This window comes from Jiella soli, assembly GCF_020615385.1.
Classification (GTDB): Bacteria; Pseudomonadota; Alphaproteobacteria; order Rhizobiales; family Rhizobiaceae; genus VKMB-3413.
This window is the reverse complement of record NZ_JAJAVB010000009.1, coordinates 81893-103173: the sequence shown is the minus strand read 5'-3', so window position 1 is coordinate 103173 and position 21281 is coordinate 81893. Positions and strand designations below refer to the sequence as shown.

19 protein-coding genes and 1 pseudogene are annotated in these 21281 nt (G+C 59.3%); 11 read left to right on the top strand and 9 right to left on the bottom strand.

Annotation, left to right across the window (positions count from 1 at the left end; all coding sequences use genetic code 11):
- Positions 1–59 precede the first annotated feature (59 nt).
- The 7 genes from LH400_RS06250 (at position 60) to LH400_RS06220 (ending at position 9010) form a co-directional block, all read left to right on the top strand.
- Positions 60–3083: a type I restriction endonuclease subunit R gene (locus LH400_RS06250; protein WP_229151815.1), complete on the top strand. Its 3024-nt coding sequence runs from the start codon at positions 60–62 to the stop codon at positions 3081–3083.
- The gene (locus LH400_RS06245; RefSeq protein WP_229151814.1) at positions 3073–4350 is read left to right on the top strand and encodes a restriction endonuclease subunit S; all 1278 of its coding nucleotides are present in this window, start codon (positions 3073–3075) and stop codon (positions 4348–4350) included. The genes LH400_RS06250 and LH400_RS06245 overlap by 11 nt, the downstream gene beginning before the upstream one ends.
- On the top strand, positions 4347–5570 hold the full coding sequence (locus LH400_RS06240) for an ATP-binding protein (RefSeq protein ID WP_229151813.1): 1224 nt from the start codon (positions 4347–4349) through the stop codon (positions 5568–5570). The genes LH400_RS06245 and LH400_RS06240 overlap by 4 nt, the downstream gene beginning before the upstream one ends.
- Complete coding sequence (locus LH400_RS06235; RefSeq protein ID WP_229151812.1) at positions 5567–7201, top strand: type I restriction-modification system subunit M; 1635 nt, start codon at positions 5567–5569, stop codon at positions 7199–7201. The genes LH400_RS06240 and LH400_RS06235 overlap by 4 nt, the downstream gene beginning before the upstream one ends.
- A gap of 206 nt (positions 7202–7407) precedes the next feature.
- Positions 7408–7857 (top strand): DUF6641 family protein, encoded by a 450-nt coding sequence (locus tag LH400_RS06230; protein ID WP_229151811.1) that lies wholly within the window; start codon positions 7408–7410, stop codon positions 7855–7857.
- 44 nt (positions 7858–7901) lie between these two features.
- Positions 7902–8138, top strand: coding sequence for a hypothetical protein (locus LH400_RS06225; protein ID WP_229151810.1), 237 nt, complete (start codon positions 7902–7904; stop codon positions 8136–8138).
- Positions 8135–9010 (top strand): hypothetical protein, encoded by an 876-nt coding sequence (locus LH400_RS06220; protein WP_229151809.1) that lies wholly within the window; start codon positions 8135–8137, stop codon positions 9008–9010. The genes LH400_RS06225 and LH400_RS06220 overlap by 4 nt, the downstream gene beginning before the upstream one ends.
- 179 nt (positions 9011–9189) lie before the next feature.
- Here LH400_RS06220 and LH400_RS06215 read toward each other — a convergent pair whose 3' ends face one another.
- The 3 genes from LH400_RS06215 to LH400_RS06205 form a co-directional block, all read right to left on the bottom strand.
- A complete protein-coding gene (locus LH400_RS06215) occupies positions 9190–9783 on the bottom strand; it encodes a thermonuclease family protein (RefSeq protein WP_229151808.1) in 594 nt (197 codons plus the stop codon).
- A 112-nt stretch (positions 9784–9895) separates the two neighbouring features.
- Positions 9896–10276 (bottom strand): helix-turn-helix domain-containing protein, encoded by a 381-nt coding sequence (locus tag LH400_RS06210; protein WP_229151807.1) that lies wholly within the window; start codon positions 10274–10276, stop codon positions 9896–9898.
- Between the two features lie 126 nt (positions 10277–10402).
- A complete protein-coding gene (locus tag LH400_RS06205; protein ID WP_229151806.1) occupies positions 10403–11257 on the bottom strand; it encodes a hypothetical protein in 855 nt (284 codons plus the stop codon).
- Between the two features lie 299 nt (positions 11258–11556).
- On the opposite strand from LH400_RS06205, the gene LH400_RS06200 reads away from it, so the two are divergent.
- Positions 11557–11817, top strand: coding sequence for a hypothetical protein (locus tag LH400_RS06200; protein WP_229151805.1), 261 nt, complete (start codon positions 11557–11559; stop codon positions 11815–11817).
- Between the two features lie 39 nt (positions 11818–11856).
- The gene (locus tag LH400_RS06195) at positions 11857–12873 is read left to right on the top strand and encodes a 3'-5' exonuclease (RefSeq protein ID WP_229151804.1); all 1017 of its coding nucleotides are present in this window, start codon (positions 11857–11859) and stop codon (positions 12871–12873) included.
- Between the two features lie 38 nt (positions 12874–12911).
- Here LH400_RS06195 and LH400_RS06190 read toward each other — a convergent pair whose 3' ends face one another.
- Positions 12912–14141 carry a hypothetical protein gene (locus LH400_RS06190; RefSeq protein WP_229151803.1) on the bottom strand — a complete coding sequence of 410 codons (1230 nt, stop codon included), beginning with the start codon at positions 14139–14141 and terminating at the stop codon, positions 12912–12914.
- 83 nt (positions 14142–14224) lie between these two features.
- Here LH400_RS06190 and LH400_RS06185 point away from each other — a divergent pair, with 83 nt between their 5' ends.
- Positions 14225–14548: a DUF6626 family protein gene (locus LH400_RS06185; RefSeq protein WP_229151802.1), complete on the top strand. Its 324-nt coding sequence runs from the start codon at positions 14225–14227 to the stop codon at positions 14546–14548.
- A gap of 436 nt (positions 14549–14984) precedes the next feature.
- Here LH400_RS06185 and LH400_RS26285 read toward each other — a convergent pair whose 3' ends face one another.
- The gene (locus LH400_RS26285; protein WP_229151801.1) at positions 14985–16073 is read right to left on the bottom strand and encodes a helix-turn-helix transcriptional regulator; all 1089 of its coding nucleotides are present in this window, start codon (positions 16071–16073) and stop codon (positions 14985–14987) included.
- Positions 16074–16324: 251 nt separating this feature from the next.
- Between LH400_RS26285 and LH400_RS06175 the strand changes: the two genes are divergently transcribed.
- Complete coding sequence (locus LH400_RS06175; RefSeq protein WP_229151800.1) at positions 16325–18721, top strand: EAL domain-containing protein; 2397 nt, start codon at positions 16325–16327, stop codon at positions 18719–18721.
- A 119-nt stretch (positions 18722–18840) separates the two neighbouring features.
- Here LH400_RS06175 and LH400_RS06170 read toward each other — a convergent pair.
- From LH400_RS06170 to LH400_RS06155, 4 genes and pseudogenes are all read right to left on the bottom strand, one after another.
- A pseudogene (locus tag LH400_RS06170) lies at positions 18841–19140 on the bottom strand (IS21 family transposase); the annotation flags it as partial.
- Between the two features lie 85 nt (positions 19141–19225).
- Positions 19226–20290 (bottom strand): hypothetical protein, encoded by a 1065-nt coding sequence (locus LH400_RS06165; protein WP_229151799.1) that lies wholly within the window; start codon positions 20288–20290, stop codon positions 19226–19228.
- Positions 20287–20652: a hypothetical protein gene (locus LH400_RS06160; RefSeq protein WP_229151798.1), complete on the bottom strand. Its 366-nt coding sequence runs from the start codon at positions 20650–20652 to the stop codon at positions 20287–20289. Before LH400_RS06160 ends, LH400_RS06165 begins: the two co-directional genes overlap by 4 nt.
- An 89-nt stretch (positions 20653–20741) precedes the next feature.
- Positions 20742–21266, bottom strand: coding sequence for a hypothetical protein (locus LH400_RS06155; RefSeq protein ID WP_229151797.1), 525 nt, complete (start codon positions 21264–21266; stop codon positions 20742–20744).
- Between the last annotated feature and the right edge of the window lie 15 nt (positions 21267–21281).

The following is a 21281-nucleotide window of genomic DNA, read 5'->3' as shown; positions in this document are numbered from 1 at the left end:
TTTCGAATCCCTGCGAAGGGGACCGCACAATATCTAGCCTTCGGAGTGACGCCTTCAACATGAGTACCCGAGAGCGCGACCTCGAGCAGTCACTAATTTCAAAGCTCCAGGCGCTCAAGTACAAGTATCGTCCCGATATCCTAGATCGCGCCATGCTAGAGCAGAATTTTCGTGAGAAGTTCGAGGCACTCAATCGCGTGCGCCTAACCGATGCCGAATTCTCGCGTCTCATAGATGAGATCGTCACGCCCGATGTTTTCACAGCCTCACGGACCCTTCGAGAGAGGAACAATTTCACTCGGGACGACGGCACGCCGCTGAACTACACGCTCGTCAACATCAAAGACTGGTGCAAAAATACCTTCGAAGTGGTCAATCAGCTCCGCATCAACACGGACAACAGCCACCATCGCTATGACGTTATTATTCTGATCAACGGGGTGCCGGTTGTTCAGATCGAACTGAAGACCCTCGGCATAAATCCACGTCGAGCCATGGAGCAGATCGTCGAATACAAGAACGACCCCGGGAACGGGTATGCCAAGACGATCTTGTGCTTCCTGCAGCTCTTCATCGCCAGCAACCGCGATCGGACGTTCTATTTCGCCAACAACAATGCGCGCCATTTCGCGTTTCATGCCGAAGAGCGCTTCCTGCCGGTCTATGAGTTCGCGGATGTCGACAACAAGAAGATTGTCCATCTCGACAGCTTCGCTGAGACCTTTCTGGTCAAATGCACGCTCGGCCAGACGATCAGCCGCTACATGGTTCTGGTCGCAGGAGAGCAGAAGCTCCTGATGATGCGGCCTTATCAGGTTTACGCGGTGAAGGCGATTGTCGACTCCATCGCCCACGACTGCGGCAACGGCTACATCTGGCACACCACAGGCAGCGGCAAGACGCTGACTTCCTTCAAGGCGTCAACGCTGCTGAAGGACAATCCGGACATTGAGAAGTGCCTCTTTGTCGTGGACCGCAAAGACCTGGACCGGCAAACCCGATTGGAATTCAACAGGTTCCAGGAAGGCTGCGTCGAGGAGAACACCAACACCGCGTCTCTCGTGCGTCGTCTTCTTTCGGACGACTATGCTGACAAAGTCATCGTCTGCACGATTCAGAAGCTTGGCCTGGCGCTGGATGAAAACAGCAAGCGCAACAAGCAGCAGACGAAGAACGGCAGGAAGAGCTTTAAGGAACAGCTTGAACCCCTGCGCGACAAGCGCATCGCTTTTATTTTCGACGAATGCCACCGGTCGCAGTTCGGCGAGAATCACAAGGCCATCAAGGAGTTCTTCCCGCGCGCCCAGCTCTTCGGGTTTACCGGAACACCCATCTTCGAGCAGAATGCGGCTCAGCAGAAGATCGAAGACACCCAGGCCAGCATGAAGACGACGGAAGACCTCTTCCAGCAGCGTCTTCACACCTACACGATTACCCACGCCATCGAGGACAGCAACGTCCTTCGCTTCCACGTCGACTACTATAAGCCGCAGGGCAAGACCCTGCCCAAGCCGGGCGAACCGCTGGCCAAGCGGGCGGTGATCGAGGCGATCCTGGCCAAACATAGCCAGGCCACGGGTCACCGCCGGTTCAACGCCTTGCTCGCCACGTCGTCGATCAATGACGCCATCGAATATCACTCCCTGTTCAAGACCATGCAGGCCGAGAAGCAGGCCGCCGATCCCAGCTTCCAACCGCTGAACATCGCCTGCGTCTTCTCTCCGCCGGCCGAGGGCGATCCTGACGTCAAGCAGATCCAAGAGGATTTGCCGCAGGAGAAGGAAGACAACGCGGTCGAGCCGGAAAAGAAGAAGGAAGCGCTGAAGGCTATCCTCGCGGACTACAATGCCATCTACGGCACGAACCACAAACTCGCTGAGTTCGATCTGTATTATCAGGACGTGCAGAAGCGCATTAAAGACCAGCAATGGCCGGACGCCGACCTGCGCGAGGCCTTTCCAAACCAGCCGCACCACAAGATCGACATCACGATCGTTGTGGACATGTTGCTCACCGGTTTCGACTCCAAATTCCTGAACACCCTCTATGTCGACAAGAACCTCAAGTATCACGGCCTGATCCAGGCCTTTTCGCGCACCAATCGGGTGCTGAACGCCACCAAACCCTATGGCAATATCCTCGACTTCCGCCAGCAGCAGGGCGCCGTCGACGCTGCCATCGCCCTGTTCTCGGGCGAAGCCGCTGCCGAAAAGGCCCGTGAAATCTGGCTGGTCGACAAAGCCCCCGTGGTCATCCAGAAACTGGAAACCGCAGTCCAGAAGCTCGATACCTTTATGAAATCGCAGGGTCTCGAATGCGCCCCTGAGGCGGTGCCCAATCTCAAGGGCGATGCGGCCCGCGCGGCCTTCATCGAGCATTTCAAGGAGGTGCAGCGGCTCAAGACCCAGCTTGACCAGTACACCGACCTGACCGAAGAGAACCGCAGTACGATCGAACAGGTCCTGCCGCACGACAACCTTCTGGGCTTCCGCGGCGCCTATCTGGAAACGGCCCAGCGCCTTCGCGCCCAGCAGGGTAAGGGCGCGGACAAGCCGACGCCTGACGTCGACCAACTGGATTTCGAGTTTGTCCTCTTCGCCTCGGCCGTCATCGACTATGACTACATCATGGGCCTGATCGCCCGCTATTCCGAAGCGACGCCCGGCAAGCAGAAGATGAGCCGCGAAGAGCTGATCGGCCTGATCCAGTCCGATGCCAAGTTCATGGACGAGCGGGAGGACATCGCGGCATACATCAACACCCTCAAGGCCGGCGAAGGCCTGAGCGAAAAGGCCATCCGCGAAGGCTACAGCCGCTTCAAGGCGGAGAAAAACGCGGCGGAGCTGGCGGGAATCGCGGGCAAGCACGGGCTTGCGACCGAGGCGCTGCAAGGCTTCGTCGACACCATCCTGCAACGCATGATCTTCGACGGCGAGGCGCTGACCGAACTTATGGAACCTCTGGGCCTCAACTGGAAGGCGCGGCGGGTGAAGGAACTGGACCTGATGGCCGACCTGATGCCACTGCTTTTGAAGCGCGCCAGCGGGCGCGAGATTTCAGGGCTGAGCGCTTATGAGCAGTAAGGGGAGAACATCTGCCGAAGCGGGCGATGGGGCCGCATTGGTTCCCAAGCTTCGCTTTCCTGAGTTTCAGAAAGCGGATGATTGGGAAACAGCGCCGGGCAACCACCTATTCCAACAATTCAACAACCGCGAAGTCCCGCCGGGCCTTCCTATCCTTGCCATCACGCAAGAACATGGCGCGATCCCGAGGCATATGATCGATTATCATGTTTCGGTGACAGACAAGAGCCTTGAGACATACAAGGAAGTGCGTCCCGGAGATTTCATTATCAGTCTGCGCTCCTTTCAAGGAGGCATCGAGTTTTCTGACTATCACGGAATCTGTAGCCCAGCCTATGTGATACTCCGTAAGCGTGGACGTTTGTCTGAGGAGTTCTACCGGCAGCATTTCAAATCACATGAATTCATCCAACAGCTGACTCGGAACATCGAAGGTCTGCGCGACGGGAAAATGATCAGCTACAAGCAGTTTTCCGAACTGCAACTGCTGAAACCGACCTTCCCGGAGCAACAAAAGATCGCCGCCTGTCTAAACTCGGCGGACGCGCTGATTATCGCTCAGGGGCGGAAGGTAGAGGCACTGAGGGCCCACAAGACGGGCCTGATGCAGCAGCTTTTCCCCCAAGAAGGCGAAACCCAGCCCCGCCTCCGCTTCCCCGAGTTCGAGGGCGCGGGTGAGTGGGAGGAAGAGCACCTCGAAAGTCTGGCCAAGAGAGGCTCTGGCCATACACCCAGCAAGAGCAAGCCGGAGTACTACGATGGCGGGGTCAAGTGGATCTCGCTCGCTGACTCGAAGCGCCTCGACAGAGGTCTGATTTTTGAGACGGAAGTTGAAATATCAGCGGAAGGTATCACGAACTCGTCTGCCGTGCTTCATAAGGCAGGTTCAGTTCTGATTAGCCGTGATGCTGGTATTGGCAAGAGCGCGGTAATGGCTTTGCCCATGGCAGTTAGCCAGCACTTCATTGTTTGGACATGCGACGACCGGAAGTTGAGCAATTGGTTCCTTTATCATCTGCTTCAGCAGTCGAAGCCGCTTTTTGACCGTGCGGCGACCGGGAGCACCATCAAGACGATCGGCTTGCAGTTCTTCATTGATCTGCGCTTCAGGATCCCATCTCGACCGGAGCAGCAGCGCATCGCCGACTGCCTCAACACCCTTGATGACCTCATCGCCGCTGAGACCCGAAAGCTTGACACGCTCAAGACCCACAAGAAGGGGCTGATGCAGCAGCTTTTCCCCCAGGTGAGGCCGGGTGATACATGAGCACCTACAAGAACCTGAAGAACTTGGTGATCAGGCTTCGTGACGATCTAAACAACCCCACGAAGCAGATCTCACTGCTCCTGATTTACGCCTATAACCGCACTGGCAAGACCCGCCTGTCGATGGAGTTCAAGGAGGCGGGCAAGCGCAAGAGCAAGAAGAACCCGACCGGGACGCCCGACACCCTTTACTTTAATGCCTTCACCGAGGATCTGTTCATCTGGGAAAACGACCTTGAAGGCGACAGCGTCCGCCGCCTTCAGTTGAACGAGAAGTCGTCCTTTTTCAATGCGATGGCAGAACTCGCGTTGGACGAAACGATTGCTCAGTATCTGTCACGATACGCAGATTTCGATTTTGATTTTACCTACAAAGAGGTTCAGCACGGCGAAGAGACCGTCTCCAAGCCAGATTTCGTGAGCTTTCGGAAGGGTGAGGAGCAAAACATAAAGGTTTCACGCGGTGAACAGAACATCTTTATATGGTGCATTTTTATGGCCATATTTGAACGGATGCTGGATGGGCATGAATCCTATCAAGGGAAGAATTATCTCTACATCGACGATCCGATCTCATCTCTGGACGATAACAATGCAATCTCCGTCGCCTGTGACCTAGCCAAGCTCCTTCGTCGGGCAGCCACGCGAAAAAATGCCGACGGCGCGCCTGCACCAATCAAGGTGATCTTCTCTTCCCATCACGCACTATTCTTCAACGTCATGTGCAACGAAATGGGCAGAAAGATTGATGATGCCCCGTCGATCGCCCATCGGCGCTATTTTCTGCACCGCCCGAGCGGTGACGGCAACTACACGCTCCAGGCGACGGAGGATACGCCGTTCTTCCACCACGTTGCCACCTTAGCCGAGTTGCAGCGTGCCGCCGATCCCGACAAGGGAAAGCTCTACACCTTCCATTTCAATGCACTGCGCAGCGTCATGGAGAAAACGGCATCCTTCTTCGGGCACTCAAGCATAGCATTCTGCCTAAGAGCGCTGGACAGTGAGGAAGATCGGGCGCTGTTCAACCGGGCCCTGAACCTTTTGAGCCACGGCGCCTATGCCATCCATGAACCCACCGAAATGGGCGAGGACAACAAAGAATTGTTCCGCCGCATCATGCGCGAGTTCATCACACGGTTCGAGTTCGCCCTACCGGGTGCCGTTCCCGCCCCACCCGCAGCGCCAGCGCCCGCTCCCGAGGAAGTACCCGCACAATGAACGAACAAACCCAAAAGCAATTGGGCAAGACGCTCTGGAACATCGCCGATAAGCTGCGCGGCGCGATGAATGCGGACGATTTTCGCGATTATATGCTGTCCTTCCTCTTTCTGCGCTACCTCTCGGACAACTACGAGGCGGCGGCGACGCGCGAGTTGGGGCCGGACTACCCCGATCTTCCGGACGTTCTCGCTCGCACCGGGGCCAGGACGCCGCTGCAGGCGTGGTACGAGGATAACTCCGACGACGTGGCAGAGTTCGAGAAGCAGATGCGCCGCAAGGTGCACTACGTCATCAAGCCGGAACACCTCTGGACCAGCATCGTCCATATGGCCCGCACCCAAGACGGCGAACTGCTGAACACCCTGCAGCAGGGCTTCAATTACATCGAGAACGAGTCCTTTCAGAGCACGTTCGGCGGCCTGTTCTCTGAGATCAATCTCGCCTCTGAAAAGCTCGGGCGGTCCTACCCTGATCGCAACACCAAACTCTGCGCCATCATCAGCGAGATCGCCAAAGGGCTCGCCAATTTCTCGTCGGAGGAGGATTATCTCGGCGATGCCTATGAATATCTGATCGGCCAGTTTGCCGCCGGCTCGGGTAAGAAGGCAGGCGAGTTCTACACCCCGCAGCAGGTGTCAGACATCCTTTCTGCGATCGTGACGCTGGACAGTCAGGAGCCCGCAACCGGAAAGAAGGAGCGGCTTGCCGGCGTGCTCGATTTCGCGTGCGGGTCCGGCTCGCTGCTGTTGAACGTGCGCAAGCGCATGGGGCCGCACGGCATCGGCAAAATCTACGGCCAAGAGAAGAACATCACCACCTACAACCTCGCGCGCATGAACATGCTGTTGCATGGCGTGAAGGACACCGAGTTCGAAATCTATCACGGCGACACGTTGGCCAATGACTGGGACCTCCTGCGCGAACCGAACCCCGCCAAGAAGCCATCCTTCGATGCCATCGTGGCCAATCCGCCCTTCAGCTTGCGCTGGAACCCCACGGAGGCGATGGGCGACGATGTGCGGTTCAAAAACTACGGCCTTGCGCCCAAGTCTGCCGCCGACTTTGCCTTCCTGCTGCACGGGTTCCATTACCTTAAGGATGAGGGCGTGATGGCCATCATCCTGCCGCACGGCGTGCTGTTCCGAGGTGGGGCAGAGGAGCGTATCCGCATTAAGCTGTTGAAGGATGGTCATATCGACACGATCATCGGCTTGCCCGCGAACCTGTTCTACTCGACCGGCATCCCGGTCTGCATTCTCGTGCTGAAAAAGTGCAAAAAGCCGGACGACGTACTCTTCATCAATGCGGCGGAGTATTTCGCAAAGGGCAAACGTCAGAATCAGCTCGCAGATGAGCACATCGACAAGATCATCGACACCTACCAATTCCGAAAGGAGGAAGACCGCTACTCCAAGCGGGTGAGCATGGAGCGAATCGAGGAGGAGAATTTTAACTTAAACATCTCCCGGTACATCAGCACATCCACGAAGGAGGCGGAAATCAATCTAGATAAAATCAACAGCGAATTGATTAATATCGAAGATAATATTCAAAAAGCAACATATAATCACAATAAATATTTGGTTGAACTTGGGCTATCCCTTCTACCTTCTCGAAGGCGTGATTGAGGCTGCAGCTGACCAGACGCTGCGGTCTAGGCATAACTCGAAAACGCCCAATTCCAACGTCCGCTCTCTCTCAACATCGACGTTCGCTCGAACGGTCGCTATGGGCGCGTAGCAGCCGCTGGGCTCAGCGACAGGATTCGGTTGCTCTTTGAGCTCATCGGCATCGTTATCCGGAACATCGACAACGATTTTCGGAGAACGACAGCATGGCATATCTCAAGGCGCTGAAGCTGGCACAAGCCGAGCCGGATCGCGCGCAGACGGACCCGGTGAAGCGGGCGCGTGACAAGGTCGTGGAGGCGCTGGCCGAGCAGAAGCGCGCCGCCGAGGCCAAGATGGCCGGTCAGGATTACGCTCCCACCCATAGGGTCTGGCGCAAGAACGAAGCCGGTGAGCGCGTGCAGGTGGAAATGCGCAAGCGGTTCCGGTCGGGCTGGTTCGAGAACGCTGCGGGTCAGACCTTCTTCTCCCTGCGCTATGCGGGCAAGACCATCGAGCTGGCCAAGGACAAGAACGCAATCGAGGTTGCGGATTTTACGAAGCTGCCGGGGATCATCGACACGCTGATTTCGGCGGTCCAGGCCGGGGAACTCGACGAACAGCTGACGGCTGCAGCCGAGGCGCGCGGGCAGATGCTGCGGAAGAAGTCCGCGTAATGGTGCCGTTGGGCGGAGGGACGAAACAACCCTCCGCCGAGCAAATGAAACTCTTCACGAACATGATGGAGGACCTCGCCGTGATCGACGAGGTCCACAAACGCCTGGCCCTCAAGATTGCCGCTGCCGACGTGAGCTGGCAGCAGCGGGCGGCGTTCCTGGACGTAACGAAATTTGCGACCGCCTCGATGCATCGTGCGTCGGATCTCCTGCTCAGCTGGAGCCTCGGCGAGAAAGCCCCCAGCATTCTCAATCTTGCCGGTAGCCGGGTCCGCCATTGAACCGCAACGCCAAGCTCGTCTTCCAGTTTCTGGCCCTGCCGATCGTTCTGGCGATCGCGGAGTTTCAGCTCCTCAGCCTGATCGGCGGGGGAGCCATCCTCGTTCTGACCTTCACCGATGTGGAACCGCTGCGGGTCCTCACGTATTCGGTGATGGCCTTCACGGCCTTCATGCTGGCAACGGCATTTCGGCACCTCGGCTCCAACATCCTGGCCACCGCCGTCATCATCATGGGCATCGTCTGCGCGTGGAAGTCGGAGGTCTTGCTCTCCCGAGTGATCCCCGCATCCGAGAGCTATCGGCTCACCAGCGACATCCCGATTGCGCTCACCCAGTCACTCTACCAACGCACGATCTACGTGTCCCTGGTGAACAACAGCTCGGATTACCTGGAGATGGCCGGCATCGCGTGTCACGGCTTCTACGCCGATGGTAGTCCCGTGGAAGGCGAATGGACGCGAACTGTCGCAGGAGGCCACTGGCAGGCACCGGGAGAACGCATCGTGGATGCCATGGCGCAAGAATTCTATCCTGATGAAGCGCCACGCTATGACGTCAGCCGCACGCGCTGCCGTGTGAGCTTCGCGGATTTCAGACGCATGGCAGAGGCCGTTCCGTCGTTCCGGTTTGATGACCAATCGATGCGCGGTCATTTCCTGTTCCACGTGACCGACGATACGCCCGTGACATTCACGCGGCTCTGGTTCTCATGCATCACCGGGCACGGCAGGCGCGAGGCAATCCCCACGAAGCCCGCCTATAGCGCGGACCTCGACTACAAGCTTGTTCCCGGCGCGACACTGACGCTCATGGCCAGCGAGTTCCGATCGGAGATGCGCGACTGCCGGATATACGCCGTAAAGACCCTGTGAGGGTCAGCAGCGAGCGTCCGATGTTGGGTGCTGCGCAGACAGCCCGCCGGACGGCGCCGCGCTCTACGATGCCCGTATGATGCTCACTGAGCCAAGCTTAACGCTGAGATCCGCATCCATCCATCACAGGCTTGCCTGTGATGGATGGACAAGGGAGGGGAACTGCCCCGGCGCATCAGTCATCGGCACCATGGATTGCCGCTGTTCGGCCAACGCTGAGCAAGGCCTTCCGCGAGAAGAACGTCGCCGGCGTCTCGTCCGTCGGCCAAGGTGATCGTGACGAGGGTTCGGCCGTAGTTCCCGACGCCGTTTCTGGTCAGCGTGTAGCCGCGCGACATCAGCGCCTGCAGTCGATTGCGCGCTTCAATGCCGGTCCGCTGCTCCAGCGCACATTCCGGGTGAGAAATCTCCGGCGTATCGATAGCCTCGGTCCGCCACTTTTCTCCATCCTGCCAGCCGGTATCTCCATCGACGATGCAGGTGACCCGGCGTTCTGCGCGGTGACCGCCTGAACAGATGCCGATTGGCCCGCGATGCTGGGGGGCGACAGTCTGCGGAGCTGCAACATGTGCAACAGCCGCTGGCCGACTGCTGACAACGAAAGATTGGACCGCCGCAAAATCCATCCGAGCAATCCGATCGGCCGCGAACGGCGCAGCGAACGCCAGCGCACATCCGCAACCAAGCACGGACCAAAAGAGACCGTTGAGCCGGGTTTTCTCACCGGCGCGCTCTTCAGCACGGAGCTGACGCGCAGCCCGGATAGGCTTCACGTCCTTATTCCATCCGTTCGCCCGCTTCTTAGAAGAAGGCTGGACCCTGGCGCCGAATTGCCTCATGCTGCAATGCTAAGGTGCAAGGTTAAAAGGCACGTTAACGGGATCGTTAAAGTGGTTTCTGATCCGCCACGATGGCGTGAACCAGTTCGACGATCTTACGCCGCAATGTGAGGTCGCTAATCGAGGCAAAAGATCGGTTCAGATCCAGACCGTCCTTTGTAGATAAGAACTCACCGAGCTCGTCGTCATGAACGGCGCTCTTGGACGTGTCGAAGAAGGCGCTTGCGGGCATATTCAAGGCGGTTGCCACCTTCTGCAGCCTGCTAGCGCTGACCCTGTTCGTGCCTTTCTCGTATTTCTGGACCTGCTGGAACGTGACGCCAATATCACGACCGAGGTCCGCCTGGCTCATCCTAAGCGAAATCCGGCGCTGCCTTATCCGACGCCCCACGGCGACATCGGCCACGTCGATTTCGGCTTTAGCCACTTCGTCACCCTCAGCGCAAATCCGGGATCAATTCGACACGAAAGGGTTGCAAATTCAAGTGCCGGTAGACGAAATCCGTCCTGACGCTGCCAAGTCAATCTCGCCGAATGAGGATCGACGACGTCTTCACTGAATGCCACCTTCGTGAGGCTCCAGGCACACCGTGAAGGACAGGAACTGATCGAACGTCGGAGCCTTTCGATACCGACGCAGCTTGATCGTCTTGAACTCCGGATGCGGAAGCGTCTCGACGTCGAGAAGGCCGAACCAAGAGACCGGCCTGAGAATGCGGTGCTCGAGAATATAGCCCCCGAGTTCTCCTCGGTATTGGTCTTCGAGAATTCCGTTGATCGGCACGGTACAGGAGCGAACTAGCATGTGCGGAGATTGCCAACGGTGAGCCGAGACGGAAAGACACCAGAGCACCAGACCGACGTCGCCCTGCGGCCACGGCGCCAGGGGATGGCCGTCGAAATAGGCGAGGTTCGTTTTCCAGAAGGCAGCGCGAAACAGCTCGCCGTGAAGCCGGCCGAAATCCTGAGCCGCCACAATCTGTTTGCCCGCCTTCGTCAGTCGCAGCTGTCCCTTGTAGACACGGATCAGCTTGGCGCGATCACAGAAAACGCGCATCGCATGAAGCGGAAGGAAGTCGCGCTCATTGATCACTTTGTGGAGCCAGAAGGCTTCCTCGGGATCGAAGGCGGGCCAACTCAGCGTCTCGATGGCTTCGGCTACAAATGCGCGGGTGAGATTGCCGGTTGCGGTCAGCTTTGCGCCATCCACGAGCCGAGACAGGAACAACATGGCATTCGTCGCCATGGGCGATGAATTGGATGTGCTCATGCTTATCGGGAAAGCGGGATCGTCCGGATCGGAATGCAACCGGCAGAAGCTCTCGAAATCAAGCGCGGTCCATGCGGGATGAACACCGTTGAGCCAGGCTTGGACGTCTGCGGATGACAAAAAACCCGGCTGCACCATGACCCGATAATCTCACACATGCTTCGCAGCGACAGCCACGGGCCAGCCGCCCAAGCAGTCAGTGAGCCTCTAAGAGCGTCACCAGGACGCGGCCTAGAGCCAAAGCTACAAGACTGCGTTCTGTCCGCCAACGCGCTGTGCGACCCTTTGTGGGCAAAAGCTGCAGCAGGCCGGCGACTTGACGGGTACCGATCTCTTCGCCCGTGACGTGGCTACCACGTCAGTCGACCCGAAGAGATGCTGACAATCTCGGTTCCCGGTATATGCTGGCGCCTACACGAATGGCACCAGAGAACCGAATGGAAGACGATCCCGAAATCGAATTCTCTCCGTATTCGGGCCTTGTCACAGACCATGGCCTGACGGTCACGGTGAACATATTCAGGTTCGCGGACAGCGGCGACGGCTGGATCCTCGAAGTTGTTGATAGCGCCAACACATCGACGGTGTGGGAAGACGAGTTCGCAACCGACGAAGAAGCGTTTGCGGAGTTCAAACGGGCCGTCGAAGCCGAAGGCATTCTAGAGTTTATCTCGGCGCCGAAGCGCGATATGCACTGAGCCGCGATCGCCGTCCATCACGCGAGTTCGAGGATCAAGATGAGCAGAGGGAGCAGGGGCGGCCAGCTTGCCCAGTCCGATCTCTTCTCGGTGATCGCAGAACCGGCTGACGCAGACGAAGCTCCAACGACCCTGCATAGTGCGAGACCTGCAGAGCGTCACAGTGAAGCCCCACCGGCGTTGCATGAGGAACAGCTGGTTCGGCAATTGGAAGCGACAGGGCGCTACCGCATTCTGCGGCAACTGGTTCCACGCGCCGTCGTTCAGAACTACGCACTTAATCCGGGTCAGCGCGTCGGCATTATTCTGGACACCGAGACGACCGGCCTAAACCACCTGCAGGACGAAATCATCGAACTCGGCATGGTCGCGTTCACCTATGACGAGAACGGCATTCAGGACGTCATCGGCACGTTCTCGGAACTGCGGGAGCCGTCAGTGCCGGTGAGTGCGGAAATTACGAGGATCACCGGCATCACCGATGAGATGGTGTCGGGCCGCACTATAGATCTGCATGCGGTCTCAGCGTTCATCGCGAATGCGGACCTCATCATCGCGCACAATGCGAGTTTCGACCGCACCTTCTGCGAGCGCTTCCATCCGCACTTCCAGCACAAGGCCTGGGCCTGCTCTGTCGCCGAGGTGGAATGGAGCGCGTTCGGCTTCGAGGGGAGCAAGCTTGTCTACCTCGTCGGACAGTGCGGGTTGTTCCATAACGGGCACCGCGCGGTCGATGACTGCCATGCTTTGCTAGAAGTTCTCGCAGCGGCTCCGGCCGACGCCGGCGAGACCGCGTTGCAGCGGCTTGTGACGTCAAGCTCGAAGAAGCGGCTCCGCGTCTTCGCGCAAGGCAGCCCGTTTGAGCTGAAAGACGTCTTGAAAGCGCGAGGCTATCGCTGGAACGACGGCTCGGACGGGCAGCCGAAGAGTTGGTGGACCGAAATCGACGAAGCGGCCTATGCCGACGAACTTATCTTCCTGCAGACGGACATCTACCGCGCGGACGTGGAGCCGATCGTCCAGATCAAGACGGCCTTCGACCGCTACAGGAAATAGCGGTGCCGCCACGCGGGCAGAGAATACGCCGAGAGTGGCTATAACGGACGGGAAACGCGTTCGGCGGCAATGGCGAGCAGTCGCATACGAAGTGGAATTGGGTCCGGTGCCGATGTGATAGCTTTTCCCGGTCCTGCCGGCCCTGTTCTGCACTCTTTCAGCCTGCGATCAGACAAATTCCCGAGCTTTATGCGCCCGTTGAATGTCCCTGCATGTGGAGCGTGCGCGGTGTTCGGGCCGCGTGCTTCTGGCAAGTTAGTATCTTGTATTGTATTGTCATACCTAACACTCTCACACACTACGTCTGATGTATCAGATATTAAGGCACTGATACCTTCTTTCGTTACGTCTTTCTTCTTAATCTGAAAGCGCAGCGAGCGAAAGCCACTGCGATCCGACATCAGCCACTCCGTATATGTCTTGATGTCCTTTGAGCTCCACCAGTTCCGGTCCACATTCGAACAACACTTGGTCTTCTCGTCTTCAGCGTAATCAAAGCCTCGCGGACATTTAAAATCGTTCTCTATGCGAAACTTCAAGGCATAGCGGACGACGCTCTGGATGTTCCTCCCAACTGGCCGCTTTGTGTCGAACTCCTGCACATCCACCTGATACGCCGAACCGTGACCATAATTGCGGAGCGTCTCGGCGAAATCCGCAGCGGTCAGACCACCAAGATATACGATGCCGTGTAAATGCGGCCGCCAGAGCGTCTGACCGGGCATCGCGAATACCGGCGCGTTGGTTTGTTCGTAGAACAGTCGGCTATTGCGTCCGGCTTCCGCCAGCTTCTCTGGATCTGTCCGGTCCATCTCCCACCAGCCGACGAAGTGAATGGCATTCCATCGATCATCATCGCGGCGCCGCCGAGCGAACATGTTACGAATGCGGCGCTTCTCAACCTCGATGATCTCGCCCACATCGCCGATAGCCGCCGTCAGGGGAAGCAGGATTGTGAAGAAGGCAAGGTCGTCGTTGGTGGCCCCCTCGAAGTCACGCTTAATCGCCTTGCCGGTCTCTTGAGCGCGGAACCGCATGAAACAACGGGGACAGGTCGGCACGCGGCAGTAATTGACCCCGCCCCAACGATCGTCATCTCCACAGTCACGCATGCGATGGAAGACATCGTGCATCATGCCCATCGCGTTCATCACGGCCTGCCGCTGGGCCTCCATTCCCGGTGCCAACCATCGGAGTTTACTTCGCTCTCTAATATTAAAATAATTTCCGCGCATCATTGCCGCGCGTAATTCAGCTATGTTCCACATCATAAGTCTCCAGTTTAGAACGTCTGCTATTTATAAAGCAGTTGGAAGCGAATATAAATATTCATGTGATGGAGGGCGAAAAAATGAACATCGAAGAAATATTCAATCAGCTTGTGGAAGCTAAAATGGTGGTATCGCAGACGGAATTTTCACGGATCTGGCTAGGCCGCAGCGGACGATACTTTTCGCACTTGCTGGCTACGAAGCAGGAGCCGGGTCTTGGCACATTGATCGCGCTTGAATTGCGTCTGCAACGTTTCGCCACCACGTTCACAAAAAGGGCGGATAAGGAGCTGCTAGTGCAACTTGCGCATCAGTTGAGGGGCTATATTGAACTGCGCAGCATTACCGCTATCCGTCGCCCCCACACCCGATCGACAGCGCACGCCAGCCTCGGGAACCCGTAACATGCAAATTAGAAACGCCGCGGCGTTCCCTTGATCAACGCGGCGCTGTTCCGTTGATTAAGAGACATCTCAGCGTGACCGCGCCGATTCGAACGTCGGCGTCCGACATCGCGGAAAGGGAGGCGCTCACCCCGTCTGTCGCCGCGGGAGATCGCGTTACACAGCCCGGCAAGTTTAGCCAGCAGGACCGGCCGCATCTGCAGACGGGTCAGTGCAAGAAGGGCTCAGCTTGGCGAAGGAATGGCGCCGCAGAGGATGATAATCACCTTCGGGTGGCTGGGTGTTGGGAGCACGCCAGCCATGCGATCACCCCGTCAATCTGGGGCATTGCTCGCGAGGCGATCGCGACCCGAAGGCACTTGCATGTTCATCCCCATCGCGATGCAGGACATGCCCAATTTGGGGTAGAACTGCCCAAAAGTGCGATCTGTTGCGATCATGCAACGATGCGATGTAGGAGTGCAACAAGTTCGGCTTGCCGCTTCGTTCCCGTCTTGTGCAGGATCGACTTGATATGCGTCCGAACCGTCGCTTCCGAGCCGCTTCGCTGCTCAGCGATTGCCTTCACGCTCACCCCCTCCTTCAGCAATGCCGCGATCGAGGCTTCCGCCTTGGTCAACCCGTAGCGAACCTTCAGAAGTTCAGTAATGTCGCGCTTGGGGGCCGGGCGACGTTCTATGTGGAAAGCGAGCGCATCCCCACACCCGGCAATCGAAGCAGCGACTGGCTCCGGCAGCTCCGTGATGATCCAGTTCTGGCCGGCGCGTCGCGTTGAAAACGGCGCGAGCACCGGAGCCTCGTCCCTGAAGCGGCATTGAAAAAGTCTGTCGGAACCAGGGTTAGACGAGCCGATCCTTCCAAACGCTGAGACGCGCAGTATCCCAGATGCGAAGGCCCTTTCAGCCTCGCCGGTCGCACGCAAAAGCCTCCCTTGACGAGAAGTGATCAGCATCCCGGTGCTCGTCTGAACCAAGAGCTGGTGCGCCGATCTCTCGCGGGCGGCAAGATCCATGAAGCGTCGGCGGACTGCAAATGCGCGACGCAGATGCGGAGCGAGTTCATTCAACATGCGAACGTCGCGTTCGGTGAAACTCCCGGCCCTGTCGCTTCGATAGATGAGCATGCTGCTCAAATGATCCGGCTCCCGATCGACAACGAGCAGAGTGCCTTCTGTGAAACCCTGTGGCGTGAGAATGTTCGCGACCGATGCGGCGCGATGCCAGGTCTCTGGCGCAATGCCCTGGTGCATATCGAAGGCTTGGCCAACCGGGCCCGTCTGTAGCTGGCGCATGCCGATATTGTCGCCGGCCGTGGCAAAGCGCTCGAAATGTATCCGGACTCTCTCCGTGTCGAAGCGATACGGAATTAGGAGCGGATGCTCGGACGCGACGACAGCCCCACTGTCGAAGATCACTGCGGCATCAGCCATGAGGCCACTGATCAGGGCCACTACAGCCTGCCATCCCTCGTCCGTTGGATCTGTCGCAGCGTCGTAGATCAGATCAACAAGATGGGAAATATCCACAGGTTAACTCGGTCTTCCTACGACAGTTCCGACAACTTAGCAGTGAGTCGTAGAGGCAGGTCAACTCCATTGATGCTCCCGGAGAGTTCAAATCGGGCATTGCCCTCGACATCCCAGCGCCGAGCGAAGCGAGAGCGCCTAGTGCGTCACCGGGCCACGTGGGACGATAGCCTCTCCTTAAGAGTTCCTAGGCAAGGATGCCGACGTTGCCTTGCCGTCAGGCAAGATATTTCTGCCGCCGCGGAACCTCAATGCTTGCGCTGATTGCCCAACACTCGCTGCCCTTGGTCCTGACCGCTCTGTTCGTCTGCGTCACGATGGCGGCGATTCTCGTTTACCTGATACGGCGAGCGCAAGCAGTTCGATCGTCGCGGCGCTACTTCTGGATGACAACAATCGCACTGGTCGCAGGCGTGGGGGTCTGGACCACCCATTTCGTCGCGATGCTCGGCTTCCGGCCGGACACGGCGCTTGGCTATGATCTGACCGTCACGCTCGCCTCGCTGGCGATCGGCGTCGTCGGCGTCGGTTTGCCGATGGCTCTGACGGTGATCGTCGCACGCCGCTGGCAGAGGGGGGTGCTCGGCGCACTGGCCGGTGCCGGCGTTGGCGCGATGCACTTCACTGGCATGGCAGCGCTGCAGGGGTGCCTCACCAGCTACAGCGTGCCTCTGACTGTCTTGGCGTTCGCCGCCGGCATGGTATTTCTTGCTTCCGCCGTCCTCATCGGCTCGCGCGGCGGCCGCGGATTCGTGATGGCCAGCCTTATCGTTGCCGGTGTCTGTGCGCTGCACTTCACAGCGATGAGCGGACTGACGATCACCCCCGTCGCCTCCCCGGGCCTCTCGTCGGTCGAGCCGGTCACCCTGTCGGTGTGCGTGGCTATGGCGGCGTTGATGTTGTTCGTAACGGCCATGGCCATCGCCGTCGGCGGTGCCCAGCGCGACGAGCGCATGCTGCACGAGACGCAGATGCGGACCGAGCACCTGGCGATGCTATCGACGGCCCTCGCCAACATGTCCAACGGCCTCGTCAAGATCTCGGCGCAGCGGACCATCGATCTCTACAATGACCAGGCTCGCGCGATGCTGCTTCTGAGCGAGGGCGCGATCTGCACCGGCATGGACCTCGACTCGTTCCTGTCGAAAGTCGGTGCGGCGAACGGCTGGAGCGCAGAGCGCATAGCGCGGACGATCCGCAACCACGACCGTTGGATGGCGCAGGAGACGACAACGCGGCTGGAGCACACCTTCGACGACGGTCGCATCTTGTCGATCTCCTGCCGACCGCTTGCAGAGGGCGGGGCGATCCTGACCTATGACGACGTGACAAGCGAGCGGGAGGTGCGCGCCGAGATGGCGCACATGGCCTTCCACGATGCCCTGACAGGCTTGCCGAACCGGCGCAACTTCAACGAGACGATCGAGGCGCGGCTGAAGAGCGGCGACGCCGTCACGGTGCTGATGCTGGATCTCGACCATTTCAAAGAGGTCAACGACACGCTCGGCCATCGGGTCGGTGATCAATTGCTCATCGTTGCAGCTCAAAGGCTACGCACGCTGTGTGGCCACGGCGACGCGATCTTCCGCATCGGTGGCGACGAGATCGCGATCGTGCCGGAGGTGGCCGACGAGGGCGAGGCACTTGCCTGCGCCGTGATCAGCGCCTTCCGGTCGCCCTTCCAGGTAGACCAGCACGCACTCTCGGTGGGCTGCAGCGTCGGCCTCGCTACCTCCGATCCGAGCGACGGCGCCGACCTTGCGGTGCAGAAAGCAGACTTGGCGCTCTACAGGGCCAAGGAACAGGGGCGATTCTGCTTCGCCGTCTATGCCGAGGGCATGTTGGAGAAGGCGGCGCAGCGGCGTCAGACCGAGCGGGAATTGGCCCGAGCGACAGCCTCTGGAGAGTTCGAACTTGTGTACCAGCCCCTATACGGGCTTCCCGACCGCTCCCTTGCCGGCTTCGAGGCGCTGATCCGCTGGCACCACCCAACGCGCGGCCTCGTATCGCCTGCCGAGTTCATTCCCCTCGCCGAGGCGAACGGCATAATCAGAGAGATCGGCGCCTGGGTGCTCGATGAGGCATGCCGGCAGGTCTCGCTCTGGCCGGCGCACATCCACGTCGCCGTGAACGTCTCGCCGGTACAGATGCGCTCCGCCGATCTGTTGCGCCAGGTGACGCAATGCCTGGACAGATACGGGTTGACGCCAGACCGGCTGGAGATTGAACTAACCGAGACAGCCATGGTCGAGGACGGCCATGCCATCGCTGCGACGCTCGCAGGCCTTAGAGCCCTCGGCATCCGCATCGCCATGGATGACTTCGGCACCGGCTACTCGTCGCTCGCCCATCTCAGAGACTTCCAACTCGACCGGATCAAGATCGACCGCAGCTTCGTCGACGCGGCGCCGGATGATGTCGGTGCGCAGGCGGTGCTGAGGGCGGTGACAGCAATGGCGCGGGAGTTGTCGATCCCAACGCTGGCGGAAGGCGTCGAACGCGGCGATCAGCTCGCTAAGCTGGTGGCGCTCGGCGTTAATGCCGCGCAGGGCTACCTGCTCGGCCGACCGATGCAGGCTGCCCAGGCCACGGATTTAGTTGTCTCCGCGGTCACCGTGCCGCGTCAGAAGCCCCGGAAGATCGCCTGACACGAGGTTCTCCTTCGTCAATGCGAAGGCCGGTTCCTCGAAGGCTTTGGCCATTCCGGCGAGGCCGAGCGCGATCAGCCTCTCTTGGGTCGGATGCGTGAGCATGACAGTCCTTTCGTTCATTGAAAGTAGCCCTGGCCGCGGATGTTGCGGTGGTTAAGAGGCTGGCGATGGGTCTGGGGATCTGGGTCGGCGCCGAGGAAGGCGCGATCGAGACCGTTTTTGAGGATCGATCGGATCGAGGCGACGGAGCGGGCCTTGATGGCGATGCCGCGCTGGCAGGCGGCATCGACGCGCGCCTTGCCGTAGCTTTTGACCAGCGACAGAACGCCGAGACAGGTTCGAAAGCCCTGTTCGGGATGCGGCCTGTCTTCGATGACGGCCTGGAAGAAGGCGGCGGTGGCAGGGCCGACCTTCTCGCGCTTCTTCGAGAGCTCTCCCTCCATGTCGAGCGCCGCAGCATTACGGACATCCGGACGAGATTGCCCGCCGCAGGCGGCGTCGCTACCTCAACAGGGCCTCGTAGAGCTTCGCACCGCTGAAGAAGCGCCGAGCAACCTGACGAGCGACCTCGTTGAGCTGCAGCTGCTCGTTCGGGTCGTGCGCCGCTTGCAGCGCTGCGCCGAGGGCCGCCACCAGATCCCGCTTATGCCGCCGATACGCCTCAGAGCTCTCAGTCCACGCGCTCGGATAGAGATACTCGGACGGGTACATCTCCGAATAGGAGAGTCGGGCTGGGGCGAAGGGGCGAGCCCCGCAGAGCAGTCCCTCGTATAGTCCGATACCCAGTGTCTCTTGGAGACTGGCGGAAAAAGCGAGCGCCGCCTCGCCGAGCAGGCCGTGGTACTCGCCCTTTGCTAGCGCGGTCTCCTGGCAGACTCGGAATTCGTAATCGGGGAACTCGCCGGCCAGATCGCGGAAGATGCCAACCTGCTTCTCGGGGGCCAGCCGGTGAGGGAACAGGACGAGCTTGCGCTTTGGCCGGCTACCATAGGGACGCAGGACAGCGCGCAGATATTCCATCGGCCAGCCACACCGAAGGATTCGGCCATCGGTTCTGATGCCGAGATTTTCTCGGAACAGGTCGACGTGAAAGTCAGTCGCGAAGCAGCTCAGATCGAGCGCCGCGTAAATTGAGCGCTCGAACTGCTTTGACCATTCAGGGTTTGGCACGCGGCCGAGGAAATCATGCGGATCGTAGGCCCCCGCGTGGAAGAGACCGATCTGCTTCACGGGAACCCTCAGTAGGTCGCTCATATAGCGCACCGCGATCACGCCGAAGTGCCACGCGTCAGTGAAGAGAAAGCGATCACCGGGCTTCACGGCGCCCTGCTGGAACGCCTCCGCGAACTCCCGCAATTGGGCCGCCTTGAAAATGTTGGTGGCGGCGAAGTCCAAGAATGCGCCCGGTGTGGTGCCTCCACCCACTGGCGGCCCCCCGATCACTTGTACCGCCTCTGGCGACCCGGCTGCGGCCAGAGCGTCGCCGATTTGATGCGGCAGGAACGCCTGCCACTCGCCCGTGTAGCGTTGCTCTACGGGCTCCAACGTGACGACCCAGATCGTCATGGCTTCCTCCCGTCACCGCAGTGGCGTTCCCGAGACAGATACCGCACACAGCAGCCGTTCTCCCCGTCCTCCGAGACCTCGATCCAAACCTCACGTCCGCCGTAAGCACCGGCAATCGAGGCGTAAAGCTCATCGGCGAGCATCTCGCAGCTACGGGATCCGAGTTGGAGCATACCGTCGTCGTAGAGCCCCTCGATCCACCTCAGGAACGCGTGGAACTCAACCTCACGATCGCCGTGAAACACCTCGATCCAGACCCGAAAGTGAAACACGTGGCGGTGCGGATGGCGAAGATAGTGGGTCCCCTCCGGGGCGTCGGGCCAGCAATGGATCCCGACGCGACGGAACGTCACCCAGATCATACGCAAGCTTCCAGCCGTCTCCGAACGCAGCGGGCCCGCCGTCGGCGAAGGCCCAGTCTCGGCCACCGTTGGCGCGATTGGTCTCCTGCTCATGACCGCGCCTCTCTGGCACGGAGGATGCGCCATGCGAGGAATGCCGCGACCATCTTCGCACCAACGCCGACTGCCAGTGAGAGCGGGTCGGTGATGCCGATCGCGGCGAAGAAGAGCACCGTGTCCGCCGGCACGCTCACGGCCGAAGAGATCAAGACGCGCTGGGACAGCGGCCGACGCGCGAAGGTGTAGACGAGGTAGTCCGCGATTTCAGCAATCGCGAAGCTACCGGCACTCGCAACGGCTACCGCCGGAGTGGCCAGTTCGAAGCTTAGTCCCGTGGCCACCACCATCGCCAGCAACACCCCGTGGCCGATTTCTCTTTGACTGAAATCGCGCAGGACGAAGACGGCACCGGCTAGCAGGACCGCCGGGGGCAGGGTTGCGCCGAAGAAGGGGACTGCCGGCAGGTCCGCATAGGCCGCATTGATGAAAGCGATAGAGACGACATAGCCTGCCGTCCAAAGCGGCAGTCTGGCGCTGGAGTGCTTCAGATGCTTTGGAAACTGCGCATGCGACATAGTTCGCTCCTTTTG